General features: G+C 72.4%; 21 protein-coding genes. 9 read left to right on the top strand and 12 right to left on the bottom strand.

From position 1 onward, the window contains the following. Positions 1 to 15: 15 nt before the first annotated feature. Positions 16 to 726: a lytic polysaccharide monooxygenase gene (locus tag ACFV4P_RS00820; RefSeq protein WP_380465849.1), complete on the top strand. Its 711-nt coding sequence runs from the start codon at positions 16 to 18 to the stop codon at positions 724 to 726. A gap of 149 nt (positions 727 to 875) precedes the next feature. Here ACFV4P_RS00820 and ACFV4P_RS00815 read toward each other — a convergent pair whose 3' ends face one another. From ACFV4P_RS00815 to ACFV4P_RS00795, 5 genes are read right to left on the bottom strand one after another with little or no spacing between them, the layout of a single operon-like run. Further along, positions 876 to 2300: a cytochrome P450 gene (locus ACFV4P_RS00815; protein ID WP_380465847.1), complete on the bottom strand. Its 1425-nt coding sequence runs from the start codon at positions 2298 to 2300 to the stop codon at positions 876 to 878. 41 nt (positions 2301 to 2341) lie between these two features. Further along, positions 2342 to 2959, bottom strand: coding sequence for an ATP/GTP-binding protein (locus tag ACFV4P_RS00810; protein ID WP_380465845.1), 618 nt, complete (start codon positions 2957 to 2959; stop codon positions 2342 to 2344). Beyond that, the gene (locus ACFV4P_RS00805; protein WP_073816659.1) at positions 2940 to 3293 is read right to left on the bottom strand and encodes a DUF742 domain-containing protein; all 354 of its coding nucleotides are present in this window, start codon (positions 3291 to 3293) and stop codon (positions 2940 to 2942) included. Before ACFV4P_RS00805 ends, ACFV4P_RS00810 begins: the two co-directional genes overlap by 20 nt. Before the next feature lie 13 nt (positions 3294 to 3306). Next, on the bottom strand, positions 3307 to 3714 hold the full coding sequence (locus ACFV4P_RS00800) for a roadblock/LC7 domain-containing protein (protein WP_073816661.1): 408 nt from the start codon (positions 3712 to 3714) through the stop codon (positions 3307 to 3309). Continuing rightward, on the bottom strand, positions 3711 to 5330 hold the full coding sequence (locus ACFV4P_RS00795) for an ATP-binding protein (RefSeq protein WP_380465843.1): 1620 nt from the start codon (positions 5328 to 5330) through the stop codon (positions 3711 to 3713). Before ACFV4P_RS00795 ends, ACFV4P_RS00800 begins: the two co-directional genes overlap by 4 nt. A gap of 551 nt (positions 5331 to 5881) precedes the next feature. Here ACFV4P_RS00795 and ACFV4P_RS00790 point away from each other — a divergent pair. Both ACFV4P_RS00790 and ACFV4P_RS00785 read left to right on the top strand, forming a co-directional pair. Further along, positions 5882 to 7435, top strand: coding sequence for a CehA/McbA family metallohydrolase (locus tag ACFV4P_RS00790; protein WP_380465841.1), 1554 nt, complete (start codon positions 5882 to 5884; stop codon positions 7433 to 7435). Between the two features lie 120 nt (positions 7436 to 7555). Beyond that, a complete protein-coding gene (locus ACFV4P_RS00785; RefSeq protein ID WP_073816670.1) occupies positions 7556 to 7930 on the top strand; it encodes a nuclear transport factor 2 family protein in 375 nt (124 codons plus the stop codon). 73 nt (positions 7931 to 8003) lie between these two features. Here the strand turns inward: ACFV4P_RS00785 and tyrS are convergent, their stop codons facing one another. Then, positions 8004 to 9413 carry a tyrosine--tRNA ligase gene (gene tyrS / locus ACFV4P_RS00780; RefSeq protein ID WP_380465839.1) on the bottom strand — a complete coding sequence of 470 codons (1410 nt, stop codon included), beginning with the start codon at positions 9411 to 9413 and terminating at the stop codon, positions 8004 to 8006. Positions 9414 to 9960: 547 nt separating this feature from the next. Here tyrS and ACFV4P_RS00775 point away from each other — a divergent pair. Further along, on the top strand, positions 9961 to 10629 hold the full coding sequence (locus ACFV4P_RS00775) for a DUF5995 family protein (protein WP_380465837.1): 669 nt from the start codon (positions 9961 to 9963) through the stop codon (positions 10627 to 10629). A 92-nt stretch (positions 10630 to 10721) separates the two neighbouring features. On the opposite strand, the gene ACFV4P_RS00770 is transcribed toward ACFV4P_RS00775, so the two are convergent. From ACFV4P_RS00770 to ACFV4P_RS00750, 5 genes are all read right to left on the bottom strand, one after another. Next, positions 10722 to 12161 carry a GuaB1 family IMP dehydrogenase-related protein gene (locus ACFV4P_RS00770; RefSeq protein ID WP_380465835.1) on the bottom strand — a complete coding sequence of 480 codons (1440 nt, stop codon included), beginning with the start codon at positions 12159 to 12161 and terminating at the stop codon, positions 10722 to 10724. 193 nt (positions 12162 to 12354) lie between these two features. Beyond that, entirely contained in the window at positions 12355 to 12984 is a 630-nt protein-coding gene (locus tag ACFV4P_RS00765; protein ID WP_380465833.1) for a hypothetical protein, read from the bottom strand. An 84-nt stretch (positions 12985 to 13068) separates the two neighbouring features. Further along, complete coding sequence (locus tag ACFV4P_RS00760; RefSeq protein ID WP_073816680.1) at positions 13069 to 13713, bottom strand: response regulator transcription factor; 645 nt, start codon at positions 13711 to 13713, stop codon at positions 13069 to 13071. Then, positions 13704 to 14840 carry a sensor histidine kinase gene (locus tag ACFV4P_RS00755; protein WP_380465831.1) on the bottom strand — a complete coding sequence of 379 codons (1137 nt, stop codon included), beginning with the start codon at positions 14838 to 14840 and terminating at the stop codon, positions 13704 to 13706. The genes ACFV4P_RS00760 and ACFV4P_RS00755 overlap by 10 nt, the downstream gene beginning before the upstream one ends. 236 nt (positions 14841 to 15076) lie before the next feature. Beyond that, entirely contained in the window at positions 15077 to 15736 is a 660-nt protein-coding gene (locus ACFV4P_RS00750) for a DedA family protein (protein WP_380465829.1), read from the bottom strand. A 344-nt stretch (positions 15737 to 16080) separates the two neighbouring features. Here ACFV4P_RS00750 and ACFV4P_RS00745 point away from each other — a divergent pair, with 344 nt between their 5' ends. Both ACFV4P_RS00745 and ACFV4P_RS00740 read left to right on the top strand, forming a co-directional pair. Next, positions 16081 to 17199, top strand: coding sequence for a hypothetical protein (locus tag ACFV4P_RS00745; protein ID WP_380465827.1), 1119 nt, complete (start codon positions 16081 to 16083; stop codon positions 17197 to 17199). Continuing rightward, positions 17189 to 18547: a toll/interleukin-1 receptor domain-containing protein gene (locus tag ACFV4P_RS00740; RefSeq protein WP_380465825.1), complete on the top strand. Its 1359-nt coding sequence runs from the start codon at positions 17189 to 17191 to the stop codon at positions 18545 to 18547. The genes ACFV4P_RS00745 and ACFV4P_RS00740 overlap by 11 nt, the downstream gene beginning before the upstream one ends. A 90-nt stretch (positions 18548 to 18637) precedes the next feature. Here the strand turns inward: ACFV4P_RS00740 and ACFV4P_RS00735 are convergent, their stop codons facing one another. Continuing rightward, positions 18638 to 19372 carry a transglycosylase SLT domain-containing protein gene (locus ACFV4P_RS00735; RefSeq protein ID WP_380465823.1) on the bottom strand — a complete coding sequence of 245 codons (735 nt, stop codon included), beginning with the start codon at positions 19370 to 19372 and terminating at the stop codon, positions 18638 to 18640. 669 nt (positions 19373 to 20041) lie between these two features. Between ACFV4P_RS00735 and ACFV4P_RS00730 the strand changes: the two genes are divergently transcribed. From ACFV4P_RS00730 to ACFV4P_RS00720, 3 genes are all read left to right on the top strand, one after another. Further along, on the top strand, positions 20042 to 20983 hold the full coding sequence (locus tag ACFV4P_RS00730) for an AEC family transporter (RefSeq protein WP_380465821.1): 942 nt from the start codon (positions 20042 to 20044) through the stop codon (positions 20981 to 20983). A gap of 101 nt (positions 20984 to 21084) precedes the next feature. After that, on the top strand, positions 21085 to 22584 hold the full coding sequence (locus tag ACFV4P_RS00725) for an SDR family NAD(P)-dependent oxidoreductase (protein ID WP_380465819.1): 1500 nt from the start codon (positions 21085 to 21087) through the stop codon (positions 22582 to 22584). After that, a complete protein-coding gene (locus tag ACFV4P_RS00720; protein WP_380465817.1) occupies positions 22581 to 23069 on the top strand; it encodes an NUDIX hydrolase in 489 nt (162 codons plus the stop codon). The genes ACFV4P_RS00725 and ACFV4P_RS00720 overlap by 4 nt, the downstream gene beginning before the upstream one ends. The last annotated feature ends 123 nt before the right edge of the window (positions 23070 to 23192 follow it).

Raw genomic sequence — 23192 nt, 5'->3', positions numbered from 1 at the left:
AGGAAAGGCACCGCAATGAAGGCAAACAGAAAGGTGACCGCGGCGATCGGCGCGCTGGTCGCCCCGCTGCTCGGTCTGACCTTGTCGGCCGGCACCGCCAGCGCCCACGGCTGGGTCACCGACCCGGCCAGCCGCCAGGCGCAGTGCGCCAACGGCGTCGTGGTCTGCGGGCAGATCAAGTACGAACCGCAGAGCGTCGAGGGCCCGAAGGGCCTGTTCAGCTGTAGCGGCGGCCACTCCGAGTACGCGGAGCTGGACGACGACTCCAAGGGCTGGCAGGTCACCAACGTCTCGTCCACCCAGACCTTCAGCTGGCACCTGACGGCCCGCCACGCCACCGCGAACTGGCAGTACTTCATCGGCAGCCAGCTGATCGGCCAGTTCTCCGGCAACAACACGCAGCCCCCGGCGGACGTCAGCCACCAGATCAACTTCGGCTCCTACACGGGCCGGCAGAAGGTCCTCGCGGTGTGGAACGTCTCCGACACCAACAACGCGTTCTACGCCTGCATCGACGTCAACATCGGCGGCACCGGCGGCGGCAACCCCGGTGGCGGCAACGGCAGTTGCACGGCCGCGGCGTGGGACCCGGCGCGGGTCTACAACAGCGGCGACGGCGCCTCCTACGGCAACCACAACTGGCGCGCCAAGTGGTGGACCCAGGGCGAGCAGCCCGGCTCCACCGGCCAGTGGGGCGTCTGGGAGGACCTCGGCGCCTGCAAGTAGCGCCCCGGCAGCGCATGTACCACCGGCAGTTCTCACTACCGGCCGTGCTCACCACCGGCAGTGCTGACCACCGGCACTGATCGCCCCCGGCAGTGACCGACGCCCGCCCGGCGGCCCCCTGTGGGGGAGGGTCCCGGGCGGGCGTCAGGTCAGCCGCGCAGCTTGGCCGTCAGGTTGGCCCACCAGCCGCGCCGCTGTGCAGGCACGGCGGGCGCGCCCTCGGCAGGGACGTGCGGCGCGAACGCCGGGGTGGAGATCACGGGCGCGCTGGCCGTGGTCGTCGGGTCCTGCGGCTGGAGCGCCGTACGCGGCGTGAAGCGCGCCGGCAGCCCGGTCAGGTGCCGCGACATCCAGTTGCCGCGCCAGTCCAAGTCCTCTTCCTCGACGGCGAGTTGGAGGTCGGGAAGCCGGGTGAGCAGGATGTCGATACCGGTCTCGGCGATCGCCCGTCCGATCTCCTGCCCGGGGCACTCGTGCGGCCCGCTGCCGAACGCCAGGTGCGAACGGTTGCCGAACAGCGGCTTGTTGAGGTCGGGCCGCACCGCCGGGTCGGCGTTGCCGGCGGCCAGGCCGATCAGCAGCATGTCGCCGGCCTTGATGTGGCGGCCGCCGAGTTCGGTGTCGCCGGTCGCCCAGCGTCCGGGGACGAGCATGAACGGCGGGGAGTCCCAGAGGACTTGGTCGAGCGCGTCCGGCAGGGTCATCTGGCCGCCGGACAGGTGGGCGCGGAAGCGGCGGTCGGTGAGGACCATCTTCAGCGTCTCGGAGATCAGGTTGATGGTGGTCTCGTTGGCGGCCAGCAGCACCGAGCGCAGGTGCTGGAGCACCTCGTCCTCGCTCAGCCCGGAGGGGTGCTGCATCAGCCGGGTGACGAGGTCGGCGCCGGGGTCGGCGCGCTTGCGCTCCATGGTGCGGCGCAGCGATTCGACGACGTACTCGTTGGAGGCGACGGCGGTCTCGGTGCCGCGGACCAGGTCGCGGGCGGCGGCCACCAGTCGCGGGCCGTACTCCTCGGGCATGCCGACGAGTTGGGTCATCACCAGCATCGGCAGGTGCTCGGCGAACTGGGAGACCAGCTCGACCTGGCCGGCGGCGCCGAACTCGGCGATCAGCTGGTCGGCGAAGCGGGTGACGTAGCGTCGCATGCCGCGCCGGTCGAAGCTGTTGAGGCCGTCGGTGACGGCGGTGCGCAGCCGGCGGTGTTCCTCGCCGTCGACGAAGGAGCAGGTCGGCTGCCAGGCGATGACGGGCAGCACCGGGGAGTCGGGGGAGACCCGGCCCTCCCGGAACTCGGTCCAGCGCCGGGAGTCGCGGGAGAACCGGGACGGGGTGCGCATGGCGGTGAGGTTGGCGGAGTAGCCGAGCACCAGCCAGGCCGGCAGGTCGCCGTGCAGCAGGACGGGCGCGACCTCGCCGTGTTCGGCGCGCAGCTTCTCGTACAGGCCGGCCGGGTCGGCCTCTGCCTCGGGCCCGAACAGCCGCCGCAGGTCGTCCTGGTGGAGGGGGGTCGCGCCGTGGGCCGGGCAGCCGGGCGGAGGGACGGCGCCGTTGTACGTGCGCTCTTCGGGGATCACTGAGGTCTCCGGGGGAGAAAGGTCGGGGCGGTGAGGGGGCGTCAGCCGACGGGCTGCGCGGCGAGTTCGTACAGGTAGCGCATCAGGGCCATCAGCACGTCGCGGCTGGAGTCCCGCAGGCGGGCGTCGCACTCGACGATCGGCACGTGCGGCGGCAGGTCGAGCGCGCCGCGCAGTTCGTCGAGCGAGTGCAGCGGGGACTCGGGGAAGGAGTTGACGGCGACGACGAACGGCACGCCGCGGTCCTCCAGCCGGCCGAGGACGTCGAAGCTGACTTCCAGGCGTCGGGTGTCGACCAGCACGACCGCGCCGAGCGCGCCTTCGAACAGGCCGTTCCACAGGAACCAGAAGCGTTCCTGGCCGGGGGTGCCGAAGACGTACAGCACGAGTTGGTCGCTGATGGTGATCCGGCCGAAGTCCATCGCGACGGTGGTGGAGCTCTTGCGTTCCACCCCGGCCAGGTCGTCGATGCCGACGCCCGCCTCGGTCATGGTCTCCTCGGTGGTCAGCGGGCGGATCTCGCTGACCGAGCCGACCAGGGTGGTCTTGCCGACTCCGAAGCCGCCCACGACGACGACCTTGACGGCCGCGGCCACCGTGGCCGGGAGCAGTTCGGCCTCGCCCGGCCCGCGCACCGGCTCAGAGCCGCTGAAGTCCATGGATCACTGCCTCCAACAGGGAAAGGTCGGGAAGGGCGGCCTGCGGGATGGGTGCGCGGGCCTCGATCTTGTGCGCGGCGATCAGGTCGGTCAGCAGGACGATGACCAGGCTGTTCGGTAGGCGCAGGTAGGCCGAGATCTCGGCCACCGACAGCGGCGAGCCGCAGATCCGCAGGATCGCGGCGTGCTCGGGCTGCATGGTGGGTTCGGGCCGGGAGCGGGCGATGATCAGCGTGACCAGGTCGAAGCCCGCAGCGTCCTGCTGCCGGTCCCGGCCCCGGGTGATCACGAAGAACCGCTCGGGGCCGCCCTCTTCCCAGTCCTGGTTTGTCATCGGGTGCCCCGACTCACGCGAGCTGTTCGCCGGTACGGGCGGGTGTGGTGAGGTGCTCGCCGATCCGCGCGACCAGGTCGCGCATCCGCTGGCCGACCAGTCCGGCGTCCACGCCCTCGTCCGCGAGCACCGCGAGGAAGGCCCGGGAGCCGGCGGCCATCAGGTAGAAGAAGCCGCCGCCGACCTCGATCACCACCAGCCGCATCCGGCCGTCGCCGTGCGGGAACTCGTTGCCGACCGCGTGCGCCAGGCTCTGCAGTCCGGCGCAGGCCGCGGCCAGCCGGTCGGCGGTGTCCGGGTCGGTGCCGTGCTGGGCCAGCCGCAGGCCGTCGGCCGACAGGACGATGGCGTGCCGTGCGTGCGGGACGCTCTCCGCGAGGTCCCTGAGCATCCAGTCCATGTTGGTCCGTTGCTGAATCACTTCTCGCCTTTCCCTGCTGAGTCTTCACTGGCGTGGCGGCCGTCCGCCGGGTCACCGGGCGTGCTGCCGTTGACGCCTTCGGTGAACGCGGCCAGCCACAGGCCGGGCTGGACCGGCTCGGCGGCGGCGGGTACGGGGGCCTGCCGCGACCGGGGGGCGGGTGCGCCCGGGCCGCCGCCGCGCAGCTGCGCGCCGTGGCGGCGGCGCTGCGGCAGGCCGGTGGAAGTGCGCTCGGTCACTACCGGGTAGTCGTCCTCGGCCGGGGACGGCGCGGGCACCCGCGGGGCGGCGCCGCCGGCGGGCGGGAAGGCCGCGGCGGCGGCGAATCCGCCGGCCGGCGTGTGGGTGGCGACCGGCTCGTCGGCCGGCGGGGTCCACGCCGCGTTCTCCGGGTGCATGGGTTGCTTCTGGTCCGCCATCGGGTGTCCGGTGGCCATCCGGCCGATGCCGTGCGCGCGGCTGGGCGCGGGCGCGGTGGTGATGTAGCGCTGCGGGACGATCAGCACGGCCCGCACGCCGCCGTACGCGGACGGGCGCAGCGAGACCTGGAAGCCGTAGGCGCGGGACAGTCGGCCGACCACCGCGAGGCCGAGCCGCGGGGTCTCGCCGAGGTCGTTGAGGTCGATGCCGGACTGCGCCTCTTCGAGCATCCGTTCGGCGCGGGCGCGGCCCTCCTCGCCGAGGCTGAGGCCGCCGTCCTCGATCTCGATCGCGATGCCGGTCTGCACCTCGACGGCGGTGAGGTGGACGTCGGTCTGCGGCGGCGAGTAGCGGGTGGCGTTGTCGAGGAGTTCGGCGAGCGCGTGGATCAGCGGTTCGACGGCGGAGCCGACGACGGCGACCTCGGACACCGGGTGCAGTTCGACCCGGCGGAAGTCGAGGATTCGGGAGATGCCGCCGCGCAGCACGCTGTACAGCGGGACGGGCCGGCTCCACTGGCGGCCGGGGCGGGCGCCGCCGAGGACGGCGATGGAGTCGGCGAGGCGGCCGATCAGCGCGTTGCCGTGGTCGAGGATCAGCAGGTCGTCGAAGACGGCGGGCAGGTCGCCGTGCCGGTCCTCCATCTGCCGCAGGTCGACGGCCTGGCGGTGGACGATCGCCTGCACGCGGCGGGCGATGTTCACGAACGCGCGCTGGGCGGCCTCGCGCATCGCCTCCTCGTTGTCGACGGCGTCGAGGGTGGCGCGCAGCACGGCGTGCCGGGCCTCGTGGAAGTCCTCGCCGGCGTTGGCCAGGTGGCGCTGTTCGTAGGAGCGGAGCACGTCGGTGATGAACTCGCCGCGCTGGAGCCGCTCGACGGCCTCGGGCAGTTCGTTCTTGGCGAGGTCGAGCATGCCGGCCTGCTGGCGGGCCAGCCGGGTGCGCAGCTCCTCCTCCCGGCGGACGCCCTCCGCGCGGGCGTCTTCCAGGGCGCGGCCCCGGCGGGCCGCCGAGAGGCCGGCCGCCGCCACGGCCGCGGTGCCGACCAGACCGCACAGCAGGATTCCCACGATCGTCTGCCCGGAACCGGCCGAGGCGGCCAGGGCCACCGTCGCGCCGATCACGACCGCGGGCAGCAGGCCGACGAGTACGGCTGCGGGCAGCCGGTTTCCTGGCGACGATCCGGGTCGAAGCATCGGTGTCCTCATACGTCAAAGGGATGGGAACGCGGTCCGGGCAGTGCGGCGGGGCCCGGGCGCGAAGCAGCATAGCCGGTGCACGACAGCTCCGACTGTTCGTCAGCATCCTTTTCCACCAGCCGAGTTGTGCTGGTGGGAGGAGGTGTCGAACAGTCGGCGGAACTCGCCGTGCTCCCCTCGCCGGGGCTCTTAGGCTTGTCGCACCGCGCACTCCGCAGCAGCCTCCCGCCCCGGATTCACCCGGACGAGCGGCAGTCGCGGCGATCCCCCGGCACCGGCCCTCGGGCGGTGCTAAGGCCTGCGGGCCTCGTTCGGGGACCGACAACGACACGGCCCGCACCTCCGACGAGGAGGAACGAGCCCTGTCCGGCATATTACTGACGGATGATCAATTCGTCATATTCATGCTGGTTGTTCACCTGATGCCCGCACCGCATCCGGCCGATCTTCACCGACTCTCCGCCCAGCCGTGGGCCGCACCTCATCACCGGTTCATCCCGCCGGGTAGGCAGCCGGGCGACCGGCCCGCCGCACCCGAGGAGATCGCGATGACCGACCAACTCCCCTTCCCCGAGCGCCCACTGCCGGCCCGCCGGACTCTGCTGCGGGCCGGCCTGGTCGCCGGTTCCGCCACCGCCCTGACCTCGGTCGCCGACCGGGCGCACGCCGACTCCGACACCACCCTCACCCTCACCGGCCGGCTACCCACCGGGGCACCGGACTTCCTCCACCTCCCCTTCGACGTCCCGCGCGGTGTACGGGAGATCGCGGTCTCCTACAGCTACGACCGGCCCGCCGTCCCGCCCGGCACCCCCGGCAACTCCTGCGACATCGGCATCTTCGACGAACGCGGCACCGCCCTCGGCGGCGACGGCTTCCGCGGCTGGTCGGGCGGCTTCCGCACCGAGTTCAGCCTCTCCCGCGAGACCGCCACGCCCGGCTACCTGCCCGGACCGATCAACCCCGGCACCTGGCACGTCGTCCTCGGCCCCTACCAGATCGCCCCCGCCGGACTCGCCTACACCGTCCAGGTCACGCTTCGCTTCGGCGCCCCGGGCCCCGCCTTCACCCCCGCCTACCCGCCGGAACGCGCCCGCGGCCGCGGCCGGGCCTGGTACCGGGGCGACTGCCACCTGCACACCGTCCACTCCGACGGCCGCCGCCTGCCCGCCGAGGTCGCCGCCGGAGCCCGCGCCGCCGGCCTCGACTTCATCGTCTCCACCGACCACAACACCTCGTCCTCGCACGCCGTTTGGGGGCCGCTGGCCGGACCCGACCTGCTGATCGTCCCCGGCGAGGAGGTCACCACCCGCAACGGCCACTGGCTGGCCCTCGGCCTCGCCCCGGGCCAGTTCGTCGACTGGCGCTACCGGGCCCGCGACAACCGGTTCCCGCACTTCGCCCGCCAGGTCCACCGAGCGGGCGGCCTGGTGATCGCCGCCCACCCCTACTGCCCCTACGTCGCCTGCCAGTGGAAGTTCGGCTACCAGGACGCCGACGGCGTCGAGGTCTGGAACGGCCCCTGGACGTACGACGACGAATCCGCCGTCGACACCTGGGACGCCGCCCTCGCCACCGCCCTCCGCGACGGCCGCGACTGGCTGCCCGCCCTCGGCAACAGCGACGCCCACAGCGCCCCGCAGGTCATCGGCTCCCCGCACAACGTCGTCCGCGCCGACGACCTCAACCGCACCGCCGTCCTCGCCGCACTCCGCGCCGGGCACAGCTGGCTCGCCGAATCCGCCGCCGTCCAACTGGAGTTCACCGCCACCGGCCACGGCCGCCGGGCCGACATCGGCGAACGCCTCACCGTCCCCGCCGACGCCCCCGTCGACCTCGCCCTCACCGTCTCCGGCGTCCCGAACGGCACCGCCCGCCTGATCACCGACGAGGGCCAACTCCACCAGTCCCCCCTCCCCGCCGACGGCGCCCCCGCCACCGTCACCTGGCGCACCACCGCCTCCCTCGCCACCTACGTCCGCGCCGAAATCCGCCACCCCAGGCCCGACGGCACCCCCGGCAAGGGCAACGCCATGGGCCCCGACCTCCCCTGGGGACCGATGGCCGCTCTCACCAACCCGATTGTTCTGCACGGTTCCTGACGATTCGTCACTTCCCGAATGGTCGAAGGCCCGCCGTCTTCCCGACGGCGGGCCGCCGGCGTACCGTCACGGCGAAGGCACCCGCCTCCACCCGCCGCCACCCGACCCAGGGAGCGCACCATGCCTCGTACCGACATCCGCGCCGCCCTCCACGACCTCGTCTTCTCCCCCGAGCTCGACCTGAACGAGGCCGCCGAGCGCCACATCACCCCCGACTACGTCCAGCACACCGACGGCAACCCCCTCGACCGCGACGCCTTCCTCGCCCACATCACCCACCTCCGCGAATCCGTGGCCTCCGGGGTGATCGAGGTGCACCAGGAACTCTTCGACGGCGACCAGTACGCCGACCGCCACACCGCCACCATCTCCATGAAGGACGGCTCCACCCTCCGCATGGAGGTCCACCTCTTCGGCGAGTTCGCCGCAGACGGGCGCTTCCGCCGCGTCGACGAGACCACCCTGGTCCTCGGACCTCCCGCCGACGCGCACTGACCCCCGCCACCGGACCCCACGACGGGGTCCGGTGAGCGCCGTGGAAGTCCGGACGACAGCACCGCTCCCGGCGCTACGTCAGCTCCAGCACCTTCCGGCCGCAGCGCAGGAACACCCGCCGCTGCGCACTGGCCCGCGCCAGCTCGTGGGTGCCGAGCAGGACGAGCAGGCGCTCGTCGGCGTCGGCGCGGGACAGCGGGACGGTGTGCTGCCGGCCGTCGGTGTGCTCCACCACCAGTTTCAGCCCGCCTGCCTCGGCGACCCGGCGGACCTGGTTGAGGCTGGGGAGTTCGGCCGTGACCTTCGCCAGCAGCTCGGCGGCCGTCGCCGCGCCGTGCCGGGCCGCGTCCACCGCGGGCAGCGGGCCGGCGTCGGAGAAGCGGCGTTGGGAGAAGCGGGCCCGGAAGGCGTCGCGGGCGGCGAGCGCGGCCGGGACGCCGTGCACGGCAGCGGTGACGGCGGCCGCCAGCAGGGTCTTCACCGCCATCGGGTGGCGGCGGCCGTCGGCGGCCTGGGCGAGCAGCAACTCGACCTCCTCGTCGAGGAGTTCGGTGAGCAGCCGGAGGTAGTCCGGCAGCAGTCGGTCCGCGCAGGCCATCAGGCGGCCGAACATCTCCTCGGCGGGGAAGGCCAGTCCGACGTAGTTGTTCTTCGACTTGCTCATCTTGGCGCCGGTGCCGTCGGTGCCCTCGATCAGGCCCGTCGCCAGCACCACCTCCGGCTCCTGACCGTGGACGGTCTGCACCCGGCGGCACATCTGGAGGTTCAACAGCTGGTCCAGGCCGCCGAGTTCGATGTCGGCGACCAGCTCGACGGAGTCCAGCGCCATCACCACCGAGTACACCAGCTCGGCCAGCGTCAGCCCGCTGCCCTCGGCCAGCCTGGTCCGGAAGTCCTCCCGCTGGAGCGCCGCCGAGGCCGGCAGCCGGGACAGCACGCCGAGGAAGTCGGGCAACTGCATCGCCCCCAACCACTCGCCGTTGAACCGGAATTCGGCCCGCTCGAAATCGAAGAACGGCCCGACCTGCGCACGGTAGGTCGCGACGTTGCGGGTCACGTCCTCGGCGGTCAGCGGCGGCCGCTCCGCACTGCGCCCGGACGGGTCGCCGATCCGCGCCGTCACGTCGCCCACCAGGAACACCACCCGGTGGCCCATCCGCTGCAACCGGCTGGCCAGGATCATCGGCACCGCATGCCCGAGATGCACCTCGGCGCCCGTCGGGTCGATGCCGTACTTGACCGTCAACACCCGGCCCTGCGCGAGCAGTTCACCCAACTGCCGCTCCCCCGGCAGCACGGCCGCCGCCCGCGACCCCAGCAGCGCGGCCTGCCGCGCCGGATCCAGCCCCGCGAGATCGGCGACCTGCCGCTCCGCCAGCACCTCCAACAGCCGGCCGAGCGCCGGTCCTTCCCTCAACTCACTTGCTTCTTCGAGCAGTTCACTCAGCACAACAACACTGCGGTCGAATGCGGTGGCAGCCATGGCCATCCTCTCGGGCGTACAGGAACAACGGACGTCGAACACACCCGCCCAGCACGCGAGGCACCACCAAAACAACGACGACCGCACCTGCACCCAGGCAGGCGGACATCACCACAGGTCGTCAACAATCCGGAGGCCCGGCCGCCGCTACTTCAGGCAGGCCGGAGGGCGGTGGGGACCGCCACTAATATCGCTTCACCACGCGAAACCTCCGGGAACAGGAACGGCAGAACTCCTCAGCCCCACCGTGACCGCCCATTCTGCCCCATCTTTTCCCCCACCCGCACCGGATTTATCCGCTCCCGCCCCCGCCCGATCCGATCTCCCAAGCCCGGCACGGCAGTTGGCGACACAGATCACCCATCGCCCCGGCCGCCGCCCGATCCCCGGCGCGCTGTCCGCCGCCCACCGCCCACCGCCCTCCGCACCCGCACCCGCAGCCCGACTCGAAGAGTCCGCGCGTCGCGGTCGGGCAGGGGTCTGGAGAGCTGCCATCGTGGGCACATCATCTCTTTGTCGGATCGTCACCGAGGGAGGATGGATGTCCATGACCGCACCTGTGCTGACGGTGGATCAGGTGGTCGACCGGATGGTGGGAATCGCCACGGGGTTGCCCCTCACCGACGGAGTGGCCGTCTTCAACGCGATGTACCTGACCGTGACCCGCCTGGTCCGCGACCATCTCGCCGTCGCCTACTTCGACGACCCGGCGACCATGGCGGAGCTCGACGCCGTGTTCGCCGCCCGCTACCTCGCCGCCGTCGACGACGACCGCACCGGACGGCGCCCGGCGGCATGCTGGCGGCCGCTGTTCGAACTGCGGGCCGCGCCGCACGTGCATCCGCTGCAGTTCGCGCTGGCAGGAATGAACGCCCACATCGAGAACGACCTGCCGCTCGCCGTCCTGGACACCTGCCGCCAGACCGGCCGCACGCCGGAGCGGCTGCACGCCGACTACCTGCGGATCAACACCCTGCTCGCCCAGGTGGAGGCCCAGGTCCGCGCCACCCTGCTGCCCCTGGGAGCGGCCGACCCCCTCCTGCACATCGTCGGCGTGTGGAGCATCGACCACGCCCGCGACGCCGCCTGGGCCTCCGTCCTCGCCCTCTGGGAACTCCACCGCCTACCCCCCGCCTACCACGCAGTCACCGACGCCCTCTCGGGTTCGGTCGGCATGGTCAGCCGCGCCCTGCTCACCCCGCTGCCCCTCGACTAGAACTCCGCACAACGTCCCGGGCGGCCGATCGCCGAGGCGGGAGACGGAGCGAGCGGGCTCCCCGGGGTGGGGGGCCCGCTCGGGTGGGGGGGTCAGGCCCAGCTGGAGTGCAGGGGCTTGCCCTCGGCGTAGCCGGCGGCGCTCTGGAGGCCGATGATCGCGTTCTGGTGGAACTCCTCGAGGTCGGCCGCGCCGGCGTAGGTGCAGGAGGAGCGGACGCCCGCGACGATCGAGTCGATGAGGTCCTCGACGCCGGGGCGGGTCGGGTCGACGAACATCCGGGAGTGCGAGATGCCCTCCTCGAACAGGACCTTGCGGGCCCGGTCGTAGGAGGACTCCTCGGCGGTGCGGTTGCGCACGGCGCGGGCCGAGGCCATGCCGAAGCTCTCCTTGTAGTGGCGGCCGTCGGCGGTGGTCTGGAGGTCGCCGGGCGATTCCAGGGTGCCGGCGAACCAGGAGCCGATCATCACGTTGGACGCGCCGGCGGCCAGTGCCATCGCGACGTCGCGCGGGTGCCGGACGCCGCCGTCGGCCCAGACGTGCTTGCCCAGGCGGCGGGCCTCGGCCGCGCATTCGAGGACGGCGGAGAACTGCGGCCGGCCGACGCCGGTCATCATCCGGGTGGTGCACATCGCGCCGGGGCCGACGCCGACCTTGAGGATGTCCGCGCCGGCCTCGACCAGGTCGCGGACGCCGGCGGCGGAGACCACGTTGCCGGCCACGATCGGGACCTGCGGGTCGAGGGCGCGCACCGCGCGCAGCGCGCTGATCATCGACTCCTGGTGGCCGTGCGCGGTGTCCACCACGAGGACGTCCGCGCCGGCCTCCAGCAGGGCCTTGGCGCGGCCGGCGACGTCGCCGTTGATGCCGACGGTGGCGGCGATCCGCAGCCGGCCGGAGGCGTCGACGGCGGGGGTGTAGAGGGTGGCGCGCAGCGCGTTCTTGCGGGTGAGGATGCCGACCAGGGTGCCGTCGGCGGCAACCACGGGGGCGAGCTTGCGGTGCGCCTCGTTGAGGCGGTCGAACGCGGTGCGCGGGTCGATGTCCTCGTCGAGCAGCAGCAGGTCGCGGGACATCACGTCGGACAGGCCGGTGAACCGGTCGACGCCCTGGCAGTCGCCCTCGGTGACCACGCCGACGGGCTTTCCGCCGTCGACGACGACCAGCGCGCCGTGGGCGCGCTTGGGCAGCAGCGCCAGGGCGTCGGCGACGGTGTCGCCGGGGGCGAGGGTCAGCGCGGTGTCGTGCACCAGGTGGCGCTGCTTGACCCAGCCGATCACCTCGGTGACGACCTCGATCGGGATGTCCTGCGGGATGGCGACCATGCCGCCGCGGCGGGCGACGGTCTCGGCCATCCGGCGGCCGGCGATCGCGGTCATGTTGGCGACCACCAGCGGGATGGTGGTGCCGGTGCCGTCGTGGGCGGAGAGGTCGACGCCCTGCCGGGAGCCCACGGCGGAACGGCTGGGGACCATGAAGACATCGTCGTACGTCAGGTCGTACGCAGGCTTGAGGTCGTTCAGGAAGCGCATGAAGGGGCTCTCTGGGTCGGGAGGAACGTTTCACCGGGGGCGCGGTGTACGGCGGTGCCGTGCGGCACGTTCCGGGCGCGCCGCACCCAGGGTTCAATCCTCACGGATTCCCCCGCCCGGAGCCAGCTCACGCGGGAATCCTGAAGATCGACACAAGCGGACGCCCGCCCTTCCACAAGCGGCTTGGAGGAAGCTACAAGATCGTCGAGGCGAGTCGGCGGCCCTCCGCCAGGAAGGACGTGGTCGCGGAGAGATCGCCCAGCTCGGCGAGGGTGCGGGCGGCCCCGAACGGGGCGTTCCAGAACCCGCCGGAGCGCGGCGCGGGCGGGCCGACGTACACGTACGGCTCGGCCAGGAAGGAATCGCCCGGTGACAGCCCGTAGTTGACGCCGTCCACGGTGACCGCCAGGTCGAAGTGCTCGGGCCACAGCACCGGGTCGGCCTGCGCGAACAGCGCCCGCAGCGCGGCGTCGCCGTGCGCGAAGCAGGCGGCGACGGCGTCCGCGCCCGCCGCGTCCAGCTCCAGCGGCTGGTCGAGGGGCACGCCCGAGCCGTCCGGGTAGAGGCCCTCGGGGCGGCCGGGGACGATCCCGGCGGCCGCGCCGAGCTCCGCGCAGCTCATCCCGGGGAGGTCCAATGCCCGTCCCGCGCTGAGAAGTTGGGCGCTGCGGACGCGCAGCCGGGGCTCGAAGCGGGTGGCGAACCCGCCGGGGTAGGCGCGCAGTCGGACGGTGCCGGCGACCCGGTACTGCGGGCCGGCCAGCAGGTGTTCGGCCACCGCGTGCAGCGCGGTGCGGGCCTTGGCGAACCGCTGCGCATCCATACCGCCATCCTCGCGCGCGGCGCGGGCGCGGTCCAGGGGCCACCGCCCCGGAGGCGGAGACCTCAGGTTCCCTTGAGGTTCCCCTCAGGCTCCGAGGTAGCGCAGCACGGCCAGCACCCGGCGGCTGTAGCCGGCCGTGCGGGGCAGCTCCAGCTTGTCGAACAGCGAGTTGAGGTACTTCTCGACGGCGCTCAGCGACAGGTGCAGCCGCTCGGCGATCGCGGTGTTGGTGTGGCCCTCGGCGAGCGCCTCCAGGACGGTGCGCTCGCGCGGGGTGAGCCGGGCCAGCGGGTCGGCGTGCTCGGTGCGCACCACCAGGCGGCGCACCACCTCGGGGTCGATCACCGTGCCGCCGGAGCCGACCCGGGCGAGCGCGTCCAGGAACTCGTCCACCTCGGCGACGCGGTCCTTGAGCAGGTAGCCGACCCGTTCCGCGCCGGACGCCAACAGCTGGGCGGCGTAACCGCGTTCGATGTGCTGGGAGAGCACCAGCACGCCGACCTCGGGCCGGCTGCCGCGGATCCGCACGGCGGCCCGCACGCCCTCGTCGGTGTGCGTGGGCGGCATCCGGATGTCGACCACCACGACGTCCGGCGGGTCGGCGTCGACGGCGGCGAGCAGCGCCTCGGCGTCGCCGACGGCGGCCAGCACCTGGTGGCCCTCCTCGGCGAGCAGCCGGACCAGGCCCTCCCGCAGCAGGGTCGAGTCCTCGGCAACGATCACCCGCATGGCAGCTCCGCAGTGACGACGGTGGGGCCCCCGGCGGGGCTGTGGACGTGCAGGGTCCCGTCGAGCGCGGCGACCCGGCCGCGCAGCCCGGACAGGCCGCCGCCCGCCGGGTCCGCGCCGCCCCGCCCGTCGTCCTCGACCCGGACGGTGAGCCGCGCACCGTCCCGGTCCACGGCGACCTCGATCGCGGCGGCGGCGGAGTGCTTGGCGGCGTTGGTGACGCACTCGGAGACCACGAACCAGGCGGCGGTGAGCACCGGCCCGGGCAGTGTTCCGGGCGCCCGGTGGCGGACCCGCAGCGGGATCGGGCAGCGTTCGGCGAGGCCGGCCAGCGCCTCGTCCAGGCCGAGGGTGTCCAGCGCGGACGGGTACACCCGCCAGGCGACCTCGCGCAGTTCGGTGAGCACCTCGGCAGCCTCCCGGTGGGCCTGGCGCAGCAGGTCGTCGGTGCGCTGCGGGTCGCCGCCGCGCCGGGCCCGGCCGAGCAGCAACCGCAGGGCGACCAGGCGTTGTTGGACGCCGTCGTGCAGGTCGCGTTCGATCCGGCGGCGTTCGGCGTCCACGGCGTGCAGCACGGCGGCCCGGCTGTCGGCGAGCTCGGCGATCCGGTGGCGCAGCAGTTCCGCCTCGGACGGGCCGAAGCAGTCCCGGGCCAGCCGGGCGTCCAGGTCGGCCAGCGAGGCCAGGCCCTGCACGGCGAGGAACAACAGGACGCCGCCGAGCAGCACTTGGCCGAGCAGGTCGGCAACACTCAACGTGCCGCGCAGCGCGCCGGCCGCGAGCAGCACCACCAGGACGCCGCCGAAGCCGATCAGTCCGAGCACCAGCCCCGAGACCAGCCCGGCGCCGCTGCGACGGGCCAGGTAGCGCAGCAACTCCCGTTCGCCGGCACGGTAGTGGGCCGGGAACCGGTCGCCGAACCACACCGCCCGCCGGGCCCGCTCCAGGCCGGCCAGCCGTGCGGCCCCGCCGTGGAACACCCTCCGCGCCTGCGGCCACGGCCCCAGCACCGCGCCGACCAGCACCAGGTACAACGCGGCGACGGGCGCGGTCAGCACCCCGAGCAACCCGCCGACGGCCCGGCGCGGCACGGGAACGGCCTCCACCACGATCGCTTCCTCCCCCATGGAACAAGATCCTACTGTCCGTCATGATCGGCTTTCCGTCGACGACTTGAGGCCACGCCGGACGGTCGGTTGGCCTGCCAGGCCGGAGACGGCTGCGCAGATCCGCACCCGGCGGTGCGACGAGGACTGCCCGCCCGCCGTCGTCGCCCGGCCCTGCACCGCCGTCCGCCCGGCCTGCCCCGATCACCCCGCCGTCCCCGGGCCCGGTGCCCGCCGCGGGCCCGGCGCCCGGCCGGTCAGCGGGCGCGGCGGTGGCGGGCGTCGCGGCCGCGCAGGCGGAGGCCGAGGTAGCCGGCGATCGCGATCAGGGCGAGGACCAGGACCACCTTGGAGAAGATGCCGACGTAGCCCTCGACCACGTCCCAGCGGTCGCCGAGCACGTAGCCGGCCATCACCAGCACGGTGTTCCAGGCCAGGCTGCCGACGGCGGTGAGGGCGGTGAAGCGGGGCAGGGCCATCCGTTCGACGCCGGCCGGGACGGAGATCAGGCTGCGGAAGATCGGGATCATTCGGCCGAGCAGCACCGCCTTGGTGCCGTGCCGGGCGAACCAGGCCTCGGTCCGTTCGAGGTCGGAGGTCTTGACCAGGGGCAGCCGGGCCCAGATGGCGTGCATCCGGTCGCGGCCGAAGACCGCGCCGAGCAGGTACAGGGCGAGCGCGCCCGCCACCGAGCCGGCCGTCGTCCAGCCGAGGGCGGAGAACAGGCTGAGGGTGCCGCGTCCGGCCGCGAAGCCGGTCAGCGGCAGGATCACCTCGCTGGGCAGCGGCGGGAAGAGGTTCTCCAGGGCGATGGCGAGGCCGGCGCCGGGTCCGCCGAGGGTGTCGACGAGGCCCGCCGCCCAGCCGGCGACGCCGCCGGTGGGGGCCTGTTCGGCTGCCAGGGAAACGATCTGCATGGCCGGGTTCTCCTTGAACGACGGGTGCTCCCGGGCCGCTCGCCCGGGGTCGTCACTCATCCTGGAATCCGCAGCTCAGCGGCGGTACGCGGTTTCCCACCCAGCCCGATTACGGGTTTCCGCACCCCGGCAGTCTTCGAACCGGCCCCGCCTCCGAGGGCTTCGGCCGCCCAACGGCTGCCTTGTCTCCGCACCTCGACGCTGGCTGCGCGGCGTCCGACAGGAGTGTCCGGGCGAGCGGCCATCATGGTCGGCGGCCATGAAGCGGAGGCATCGGGCGGTCTACTATCCCGCTGGAGGACACGTGTCTGACGGTCTGCCATGGGGTGGGTGGAGGAACGACTTTGGCCAACAACGGCGGCTATGGCGGGACAAGCGACCGACCGAAGATCGCAGTGATCGGTGGGACTCCCCCGGCAGGCGCTGACGACCGGTGGCCACAGACCGAAGAAGAGGTCACCCGAGTCGGCGAGGAACTCGGAGCGGCCCTCGCCGCCGCCGGCTGCGACCTCGTGGTCTACTCCAGCAACTCCCGTTTCATCGAGAGTTCCACCGTGGCGGGCTACCTCGCCAATGGTGCTGTACCGAGCGGCTCGATTCATGTCCGCCCGGCGTTCGGGAGTGACCGCGGCCGCTTCCCGCACACGCCGGGGCAGGAGGACGCCTTCGATGTCCGACACGAGGCGGGTACGGACTGGGAAGTCGCCTTCTACCGGTCGTTGCGCGAGGTGGACGGGGTGGTCCTGGTCGGTGGCGGGCGCACGACCCTGATCACGGCGATGGTGGCGATGGCCTTCGACATCCCGCTGGCACCCGTTGCCGCCTTCGGGGGCGGGGGCCGGAAGGCATGGGAGACCCTGGGCCGAGTTCGCAACCAGGTGGACGAGGACGAGATCTCGGCTCTGGGCGGGGAGTGGCACAGGAATTCGGCGACCCGAGTGGTGGCGACGCTCCTCAGCCAGCGCGAACGCTACCGCACGGCTGCCTTGGAGCAGGAACGACTGACCCGCCGCGCTTCGATGAGATCGGGCATCGGCCTGGCCTTCGGCGCGCTCCTCCTGCTGGCCGGCCTCGCAACGATTCCGCTGTCCTACGCGATCGGGTCGAACGCCGCGACCAACCTCGCCGCGTTGATCGCTGGATCACTACTGACGGCCACCGCCGGCGCCCTGACCCGCACCGCGGTGGATCGCGGCCACGACTGGGCGCGCGCCTCGGCGCTGGGAATGTCGGCCGGCGCCATCGCGGTGCTGTTGTTCGTGACTGCGCAGCTCGCCACCTCACCCGATCTGCTCACTACGGAAGGGGCCCGAAGGCTTCTGTTCTTCGTACTCTCGGTCGGTTTCATCGCGGGCTACACCTTCGACGCGGTATATGCCAAGTTGAGACAGCAGGACGTGGTGGACACTTCCGGAATCAAAGCGACCCCCGCCCCCGGCGAAGATGGCAGTAATGATGTCTGAACCCGCCCGAATGCGTCGTCCCAGCATTTTCCTGAGCCACCGGTACCGCTCACCCGAAGTCAATCTTTTCTTCTGGAGGCTCATCAGTGAGGTGCAGGAGACATCCTTTCGGGTCGACGAAGGACTGACCTTCACCAGCCCCACCCGACTGGAAAGAATGATTCGTGATGCCGATGCGTTCGTCGGCATCTACCCCCTTCCGGGCGGTATGCAGGAAAACTGGGATCTGGAATCGTTGCGAAAGGAGGCACGGTACTTCCTCCTGGAGTTGGGCATTGCTGCCCGCAGCCACCGCCCCGCCATCGTTTTCTGCGACCACCGGTACGGCCCGGTGCTTCGCTGCCCACCCGACATCTGGGTGATCGAGTACGATCCGCAGGAAATCACCGACGCCGAGGACTCCTCACTGAAAGCCAGGGCTGCCGAGGCATTCCGCACATTCATGTCCCGGCTGCACTCCAGCATCGCCGCCAGGAACGCGACCCGTTCCTCCTACCGGAAACGCTCGGTCGGCCTGCTGCTCCCACCTGGGACCCGATCGGAGGTGGGCTCGCTGCTGGAAAACTCACTCCACGCCGCCGCTTGGGAGCCGGTGAACCTGCCGTGGCCACCACGATTCGATCTGGCGTTCACCGCCCGACTTCGTGAGGTCGACTGGAGCGTGGTGGGCATGGACGAGCCGACCGCCGTCGCGGCGTCCGCCTTCGTGCTGGGCAGCGGAGTGCCGTCGCTCCACATTGGCCGCGAGTCGGCCGAGCCGGCGCCGGAGGCAGAGCTGGAAGTGCACGATGCGCGGGAGGAGCGCCATCCGAGGACCGTTCTGCGCTGGAGCGATCCGGCCAGACTGGTCCGTTCCTTCGAAGAAACCCTGCACGTCATCGGACGTCAGCCTCGACTCATTCATGACGCGGAACAGGCCGAAGGGTACTTCCAGGCGGCAAAACTCCGGAAGGAGCAGGTATTTCTCAGCTACGCCCGCGAGGACAGTGAGATCGCAGCCGTCTTCAGCAAGATTCTTCGAGGCACGTTCCAGGAGGTCTTCGACTACCGCCGGGCCGGTTCGATCCAGGCTGGGTCGAACTGGATGGAAGAACTCATCGGAAGTCTCGCCAAGAGCGCCGTCGGCGTCCTTCTCCTGTCACCCGACTATGTGGAGAGTAAATACTGTCTGCTGGAGGCGCAACGACTTTACCGGGCACAGATCGAGGGGTCGGCTCGACTGTTTCCGGTTCGGCTACGGCCGACCGAGCTACCAGAAATACTGCAGAGCCTTCAGTATCACAGGCTCGAACCGCAGACCGAGACCGAGGTCGAAGCCGCGGTCTCGAAACTGATCACCCAGCTCTAGTCATGCCCGGCGGACACTCCCGCACCTGCCGGAACAGCCGAAACGGCCCGCCGGATGAACCGGCGGACCGTCACGAAAGGAACAGCTGATTTAGTAGCCGCGCCAGTAGGCGCCGTAGCCGCGGGCGGCGGCCATGTTGTCCATGGAGCCGTAGCGGGCGTCGCAGTAGCGCGAGCTGGCGATCAGGTTGTCGACGGGGTTCCGGATGTCGGTGTGACCGGGCAGCGCGTAGGCGCGGAAGGTCGGCTGGATCATCTGGGTCAGGCCGATGGACGGGGTGCCGTTCTTGGCGTTGATGTCCCAGTTGTTGATCGCGTTCGGGTTGCCGGAGGACTCGGCGATCGCCGCGGCGCGCATCGCCTTCGCGGACGGGACGGGCTTGCCGGCGGCGCCCAGCACGTCGCGGGCCTCGGCGATCCAGCCGTCCAGGTTGTTGGCGTAGGTCGGCTTCGCGGGCTCCGGCGCGGGCTCGGGCTGCGGCGCGGGAGCGGGCGCGGGGGCCGGCTCGGGCTGCGGCTGCTGCTCGGGCTGGGGCTGCTCGGCGGGCTGCTGCTCCTGCTGCGGCTGCTGCTCCTGCGGCTGCTCGGCGGGCTGCTGCTGGTCCTGCTGCGGCTGCTGCTCGGCGTTCTGGCCGTCGGTGGCGACCGCGGCGGTCTCGGCGCGGGCGGGGGAACCGGCGAACGCCTGGGTGGCGGGCAGCAGGGCGCCGACGGCGATCGCACCGGCCAGGCCCACGCCGAGGAAGGCGTCGGGCATCCGGTGGTGGCCCATCCGGACGTGGCGGATCTGCGGCAGTCGGCCGAGGTTGTGCTTGATGCGTCGCATGTCGGGTACCTCCGAGAGTCGTGTTCCAGGTCACGCCGAACCCGGGTCGGGCAAGGGGGGACCGCCGCAGCACTGCGGGGTTTCCATCGGCCCAGGACGGCCGGCCCGGCGGCTCGTGCTCACCGGGGGCGCTGCGCCGCGTTGGATTCGCGGTCTGCTGCGCCGTGAGGCCCCGTGAGCATCGGAACGGCTCGGGGCACAACCACGAGACTGCCGGAGCCCCAACCCGGCGGCAAACACCCCGAAATGGGGCACATCGAGCCCCCCGACCGGCCCGCTGCCCTTGTGCGCCAAGGAAATCGGCCCTCCGCAGGGGCGGTTGTTCCCAGTCGCCTATGAGCGACCTCACAGGCTGCTCCCAGGAAGCGTCAACCCCGCCCGGCGGCAGGGAATTTGGGGCCGCGCCCAAGTGCCCCAAGGCCTCCGGGCCTCCCCCGGGTCGCCCGCGGCCCGTCTCGGCCCGCGCCGCCCTGTGACCCCGGCCACCGACCGTCCGCTGTGACCCGGCTCTCGCCCCGGCGACCCACCGCAGCCGCCCCGCCACCCGCCGCGCCCGGCCTGTGACCGGGGCCACCGGGCGGCCGACCGGACGGGCTGTGACCGGGGCCACCGGCGACCCCGCTGAACGACCGTTCGGGCACGCCTGGTTGACTGCGGCGGGAGGTCGGGGTGGAAGCGTTGGTCGCGGCGTTCGCGCCGATCTGGGTGTTGACGGCGGTCGGCTGGCTGGCCGCGCGGACGGGGCTGCTGGGCGCGGACGCCGAGGCGGTGCTCGGCCGGTTCGTGTTCCACGTGTCGATGCCGGCCGCGCTGTTCACGGTGGTCGCCCGCACCGATCTGGCGGGGTTCGCCAACACCTCGATGCTGGCGTTCGCCGCCGGCACCCTGGTCACCTCCCTGCTGGCCGTGCTCGCGGGCCGCCGGCTGCTGCGCCGCACGCCCGCCGAGCGGACGGTGGCGGTGATGGCGGCGGGCTACGTGAACTCCGGCAACCTCGGCATCCCGGTGGCCGCGCAGGTGCTCGGCGACGCGTCCTTCGTCGCGCCGGTGCTGCTGTTCCAGGTGCTGCTGGTGACCCCGGTCATGCTGGCCCTGCTGGACTCGGCCACCGGCTCCGCGGCCCGCCCGGCCGAGCGGCTGGGCCGGCTGGCGCTGCTGCCGCTGCGCAACCCGGTGATCCTCGGCGCGGGCCTGGGCGCGGTGTTCTCGGCAACCCACTGGCGGCTGCCCGACCCGCTGGCGCACTCGGTGGACCTGCTGGGCGGCGCGGCCGTCCCGGCGGCGCTGGTCACCCTCGGCCTCTCCCTGTACTCCCCGCCCGGTGCGGCGGCGCAGCGCCCGGACCGGGCCGAGCTGGCCGTCACGGTGCTGTTGAAGACCGCCGTCCAGCCGCTGGCCGCGCTGGCGGTGGGCGCGCTGCTGCTGCACCTGCCGGGGCCGCAGCTGCTGGCGGTGGTGCTGCTGTCGGCGCTGCCGACGGCGCAGAACGTGTACGTGTACGCCCGGCTGTACGGCGCGGCGCCGGTGCTGGCGCGGTCCTCGGTGCTGGTCTCGACGGTGCTGTCGATGCTCGGCCTGTCGGTGATCGCCTGGGCGCTGGGCGGGCATTGAGCGCCGGGCGCCTGTGCGGCAGGTCACAGGCTTCGCCCCGGCCGGGCCCGCTCACGTAGAGTTCGCGCGGTACCGATGGGGAGATTGAGGAAGCATCCGCAGTGACGAACGCGCAGACCGAGCCGGGCAGCACCCCGGTCGAGGACGACATCGACTACGGCAAGGGCATCGACCCCGAGCGCCTTGAGCTGTGCCTGAGCGTCATCGCCGAGCTGGACGAGATCCACGTGGACCACCCGGACGCGATCCGGATCCGGATGGCCGTCGGCGGGATCTTCCGCACCCTGAAGCAGCGCCGCCGCCAGGAGACCCGGGCCCGCAAGACCGCCAACGACCGTGCGGTGACGTCCCGGACGGCGACCGGCGCGCCGGGCCGGATCGACGACGAGACGGCGGGTGTGTTCGGCCTCAGCACGGAGACCACCTCCGAGCTGGCGGGCATCCTGGAGCGCGCCCGCTCCTGCTACATGTGCAAGCAGCGGTACACCGAGGTGGACGCGTTCTACCACCAGCTGTGCCGCAACTGCGCGGCGCTCAGCCGACAGCGGCGGACCGCCCGCGCCGACCTGACCGGCAAGCGCGCGCTGCTGACCGGCGGCCGCGCCAAGATCGGCATGTACATCGCGCTGTGCCTGCTGCGTGACGGCGCGCACACCACCATCACCACCCGCTTCCCGAACGACGCGATCCGCCGCTTCTCGGCGATGCCGGACAGCGCCGAGTGGATCCACCGCCTGAAGGTCGTCGGCATCGACCTGCGCGACCCGGCGCAGGTGATGGCGCTGGCGGACGAGGTCGCCGCGGACGGCCCGCTGGACATCCTGATCAACAACGCGGCGCAGACCGTGCGCCGCTCCCCCGGCGCGTACCGGGAGCTGATCGCCGCCGAGTCGGCGCCGCTGCCCGCGGGCGCACTGCCCGCGTCCACGGTGATCGGCCGGTTCGGCTCGGGCGCGGTGGACGTGCCGGCGCTGCCCGGGCAGAGCCGCGGCGAGCAGCCCGCGGTGAGCGCCGAGGAGGTCACCTCGCTGGCGCTGGTGACGGGTTCGGCCTCGCCGGAGCGGATCGCGGCGGGCACCGCGATCGACGCCGGCGGCCTGGTGCCGGACCTGGCGGACACCAACAGCTGGGTGCAGACCGTCTCCGAGGTCGGCCCGATCGAGCTGCTGGAGGTGCAACTGTGCAACTCCACCGCCCCGTTCATCCTGATCAGCCAGCTCCGGCCGGCCCTGGCCGCGTCCAAGGCGCGCCGCAAGTACGTGGTCAACGTGTCCGCGATGGAGGGCGTGTTCGACCGCGGCTACAAGGGCGCCGGCCACCCGCACACCAACATGGCCAAGGCCGCGCTGAACATGCTGACCCGCACCAGCGCGCAGGAGATGTTCGAGAGCGACGGCATCCTGATGACCGCCGTCGACACCGGCTGGATCACCGACGAGCGCCCGCACCCGGACAAGATGCGCCTGCACGAGGAGGGCTTCCACGCCCCGCTCGACCTGGTGGACGGCGCGGCCCGGGTGTACGACCCGATCGTCCGCGGTGAGCTGGGCGAGGACCTGTACGGTTGCTTCCTGAAGGACTACCAGAAGGGCAAGTGGTGACGGACGCTCAACTCCCGTTCGGCCCGCACCCGTTGCCGCCGCTGGTCGGCGCGGGCGTGATCGTGCCGACCGGGGACGGGCGGGTGCTGATCGGGCGGCGCACCACGGCCGGCGAGTCGCCGACCTGGAGCCTGCCCGGCGGCAAGGTCGACCACCCCGGCGAGTCGTTCGAGCAGGCCGCGGCCCGGGAGTTGGCCGAGGAGACCGGCATCGTGCTGCCCGCCGAGCAGATGCGGGTGCTGGCGGTGCTGCTCGACCACGAGCTCGGCCGCACCCGGGTGACGGCGGCGGTGCTGGCCCCGCCGAGCCTGGCCGAGGCGCTGGTCACCGAGCCGCACGCGTGCGCCGGCTGGGAGCGCTTCCCGGTGGACGCCCTGCCGGAGCCGATGTTCTACCCCTCCGCCCAGGTGCTGGCGGCCTGGCTGCCGGACCACCGCGCCCCCGACGGCACCTGGCACTACCCGGCGGCCGCCCCGCAGCACTGACGGCCCCTCGGTTCGGACCCGGATCGTCCGGATGCGTATTGTGCGGTTTTCCGCGCCGGCCCGTCGCCCCCTCCGGGCGGCGGGCCGGTGCCGTATCCCGCCCCCCGGCCCGCCCCGATCCGC

The organism is Kitasatospora sp. NPDC059795 (assembly GCF_042732175.1).
Taxonomy (GTDB): Bacteria; Actinomycetota; Actinomycetes; order Streptomycetales; family Streptomycetaceae; genus Kitasatospora.
This window is presented reverse-complemented; position numbering and strand designations above follow the sequence as displayed.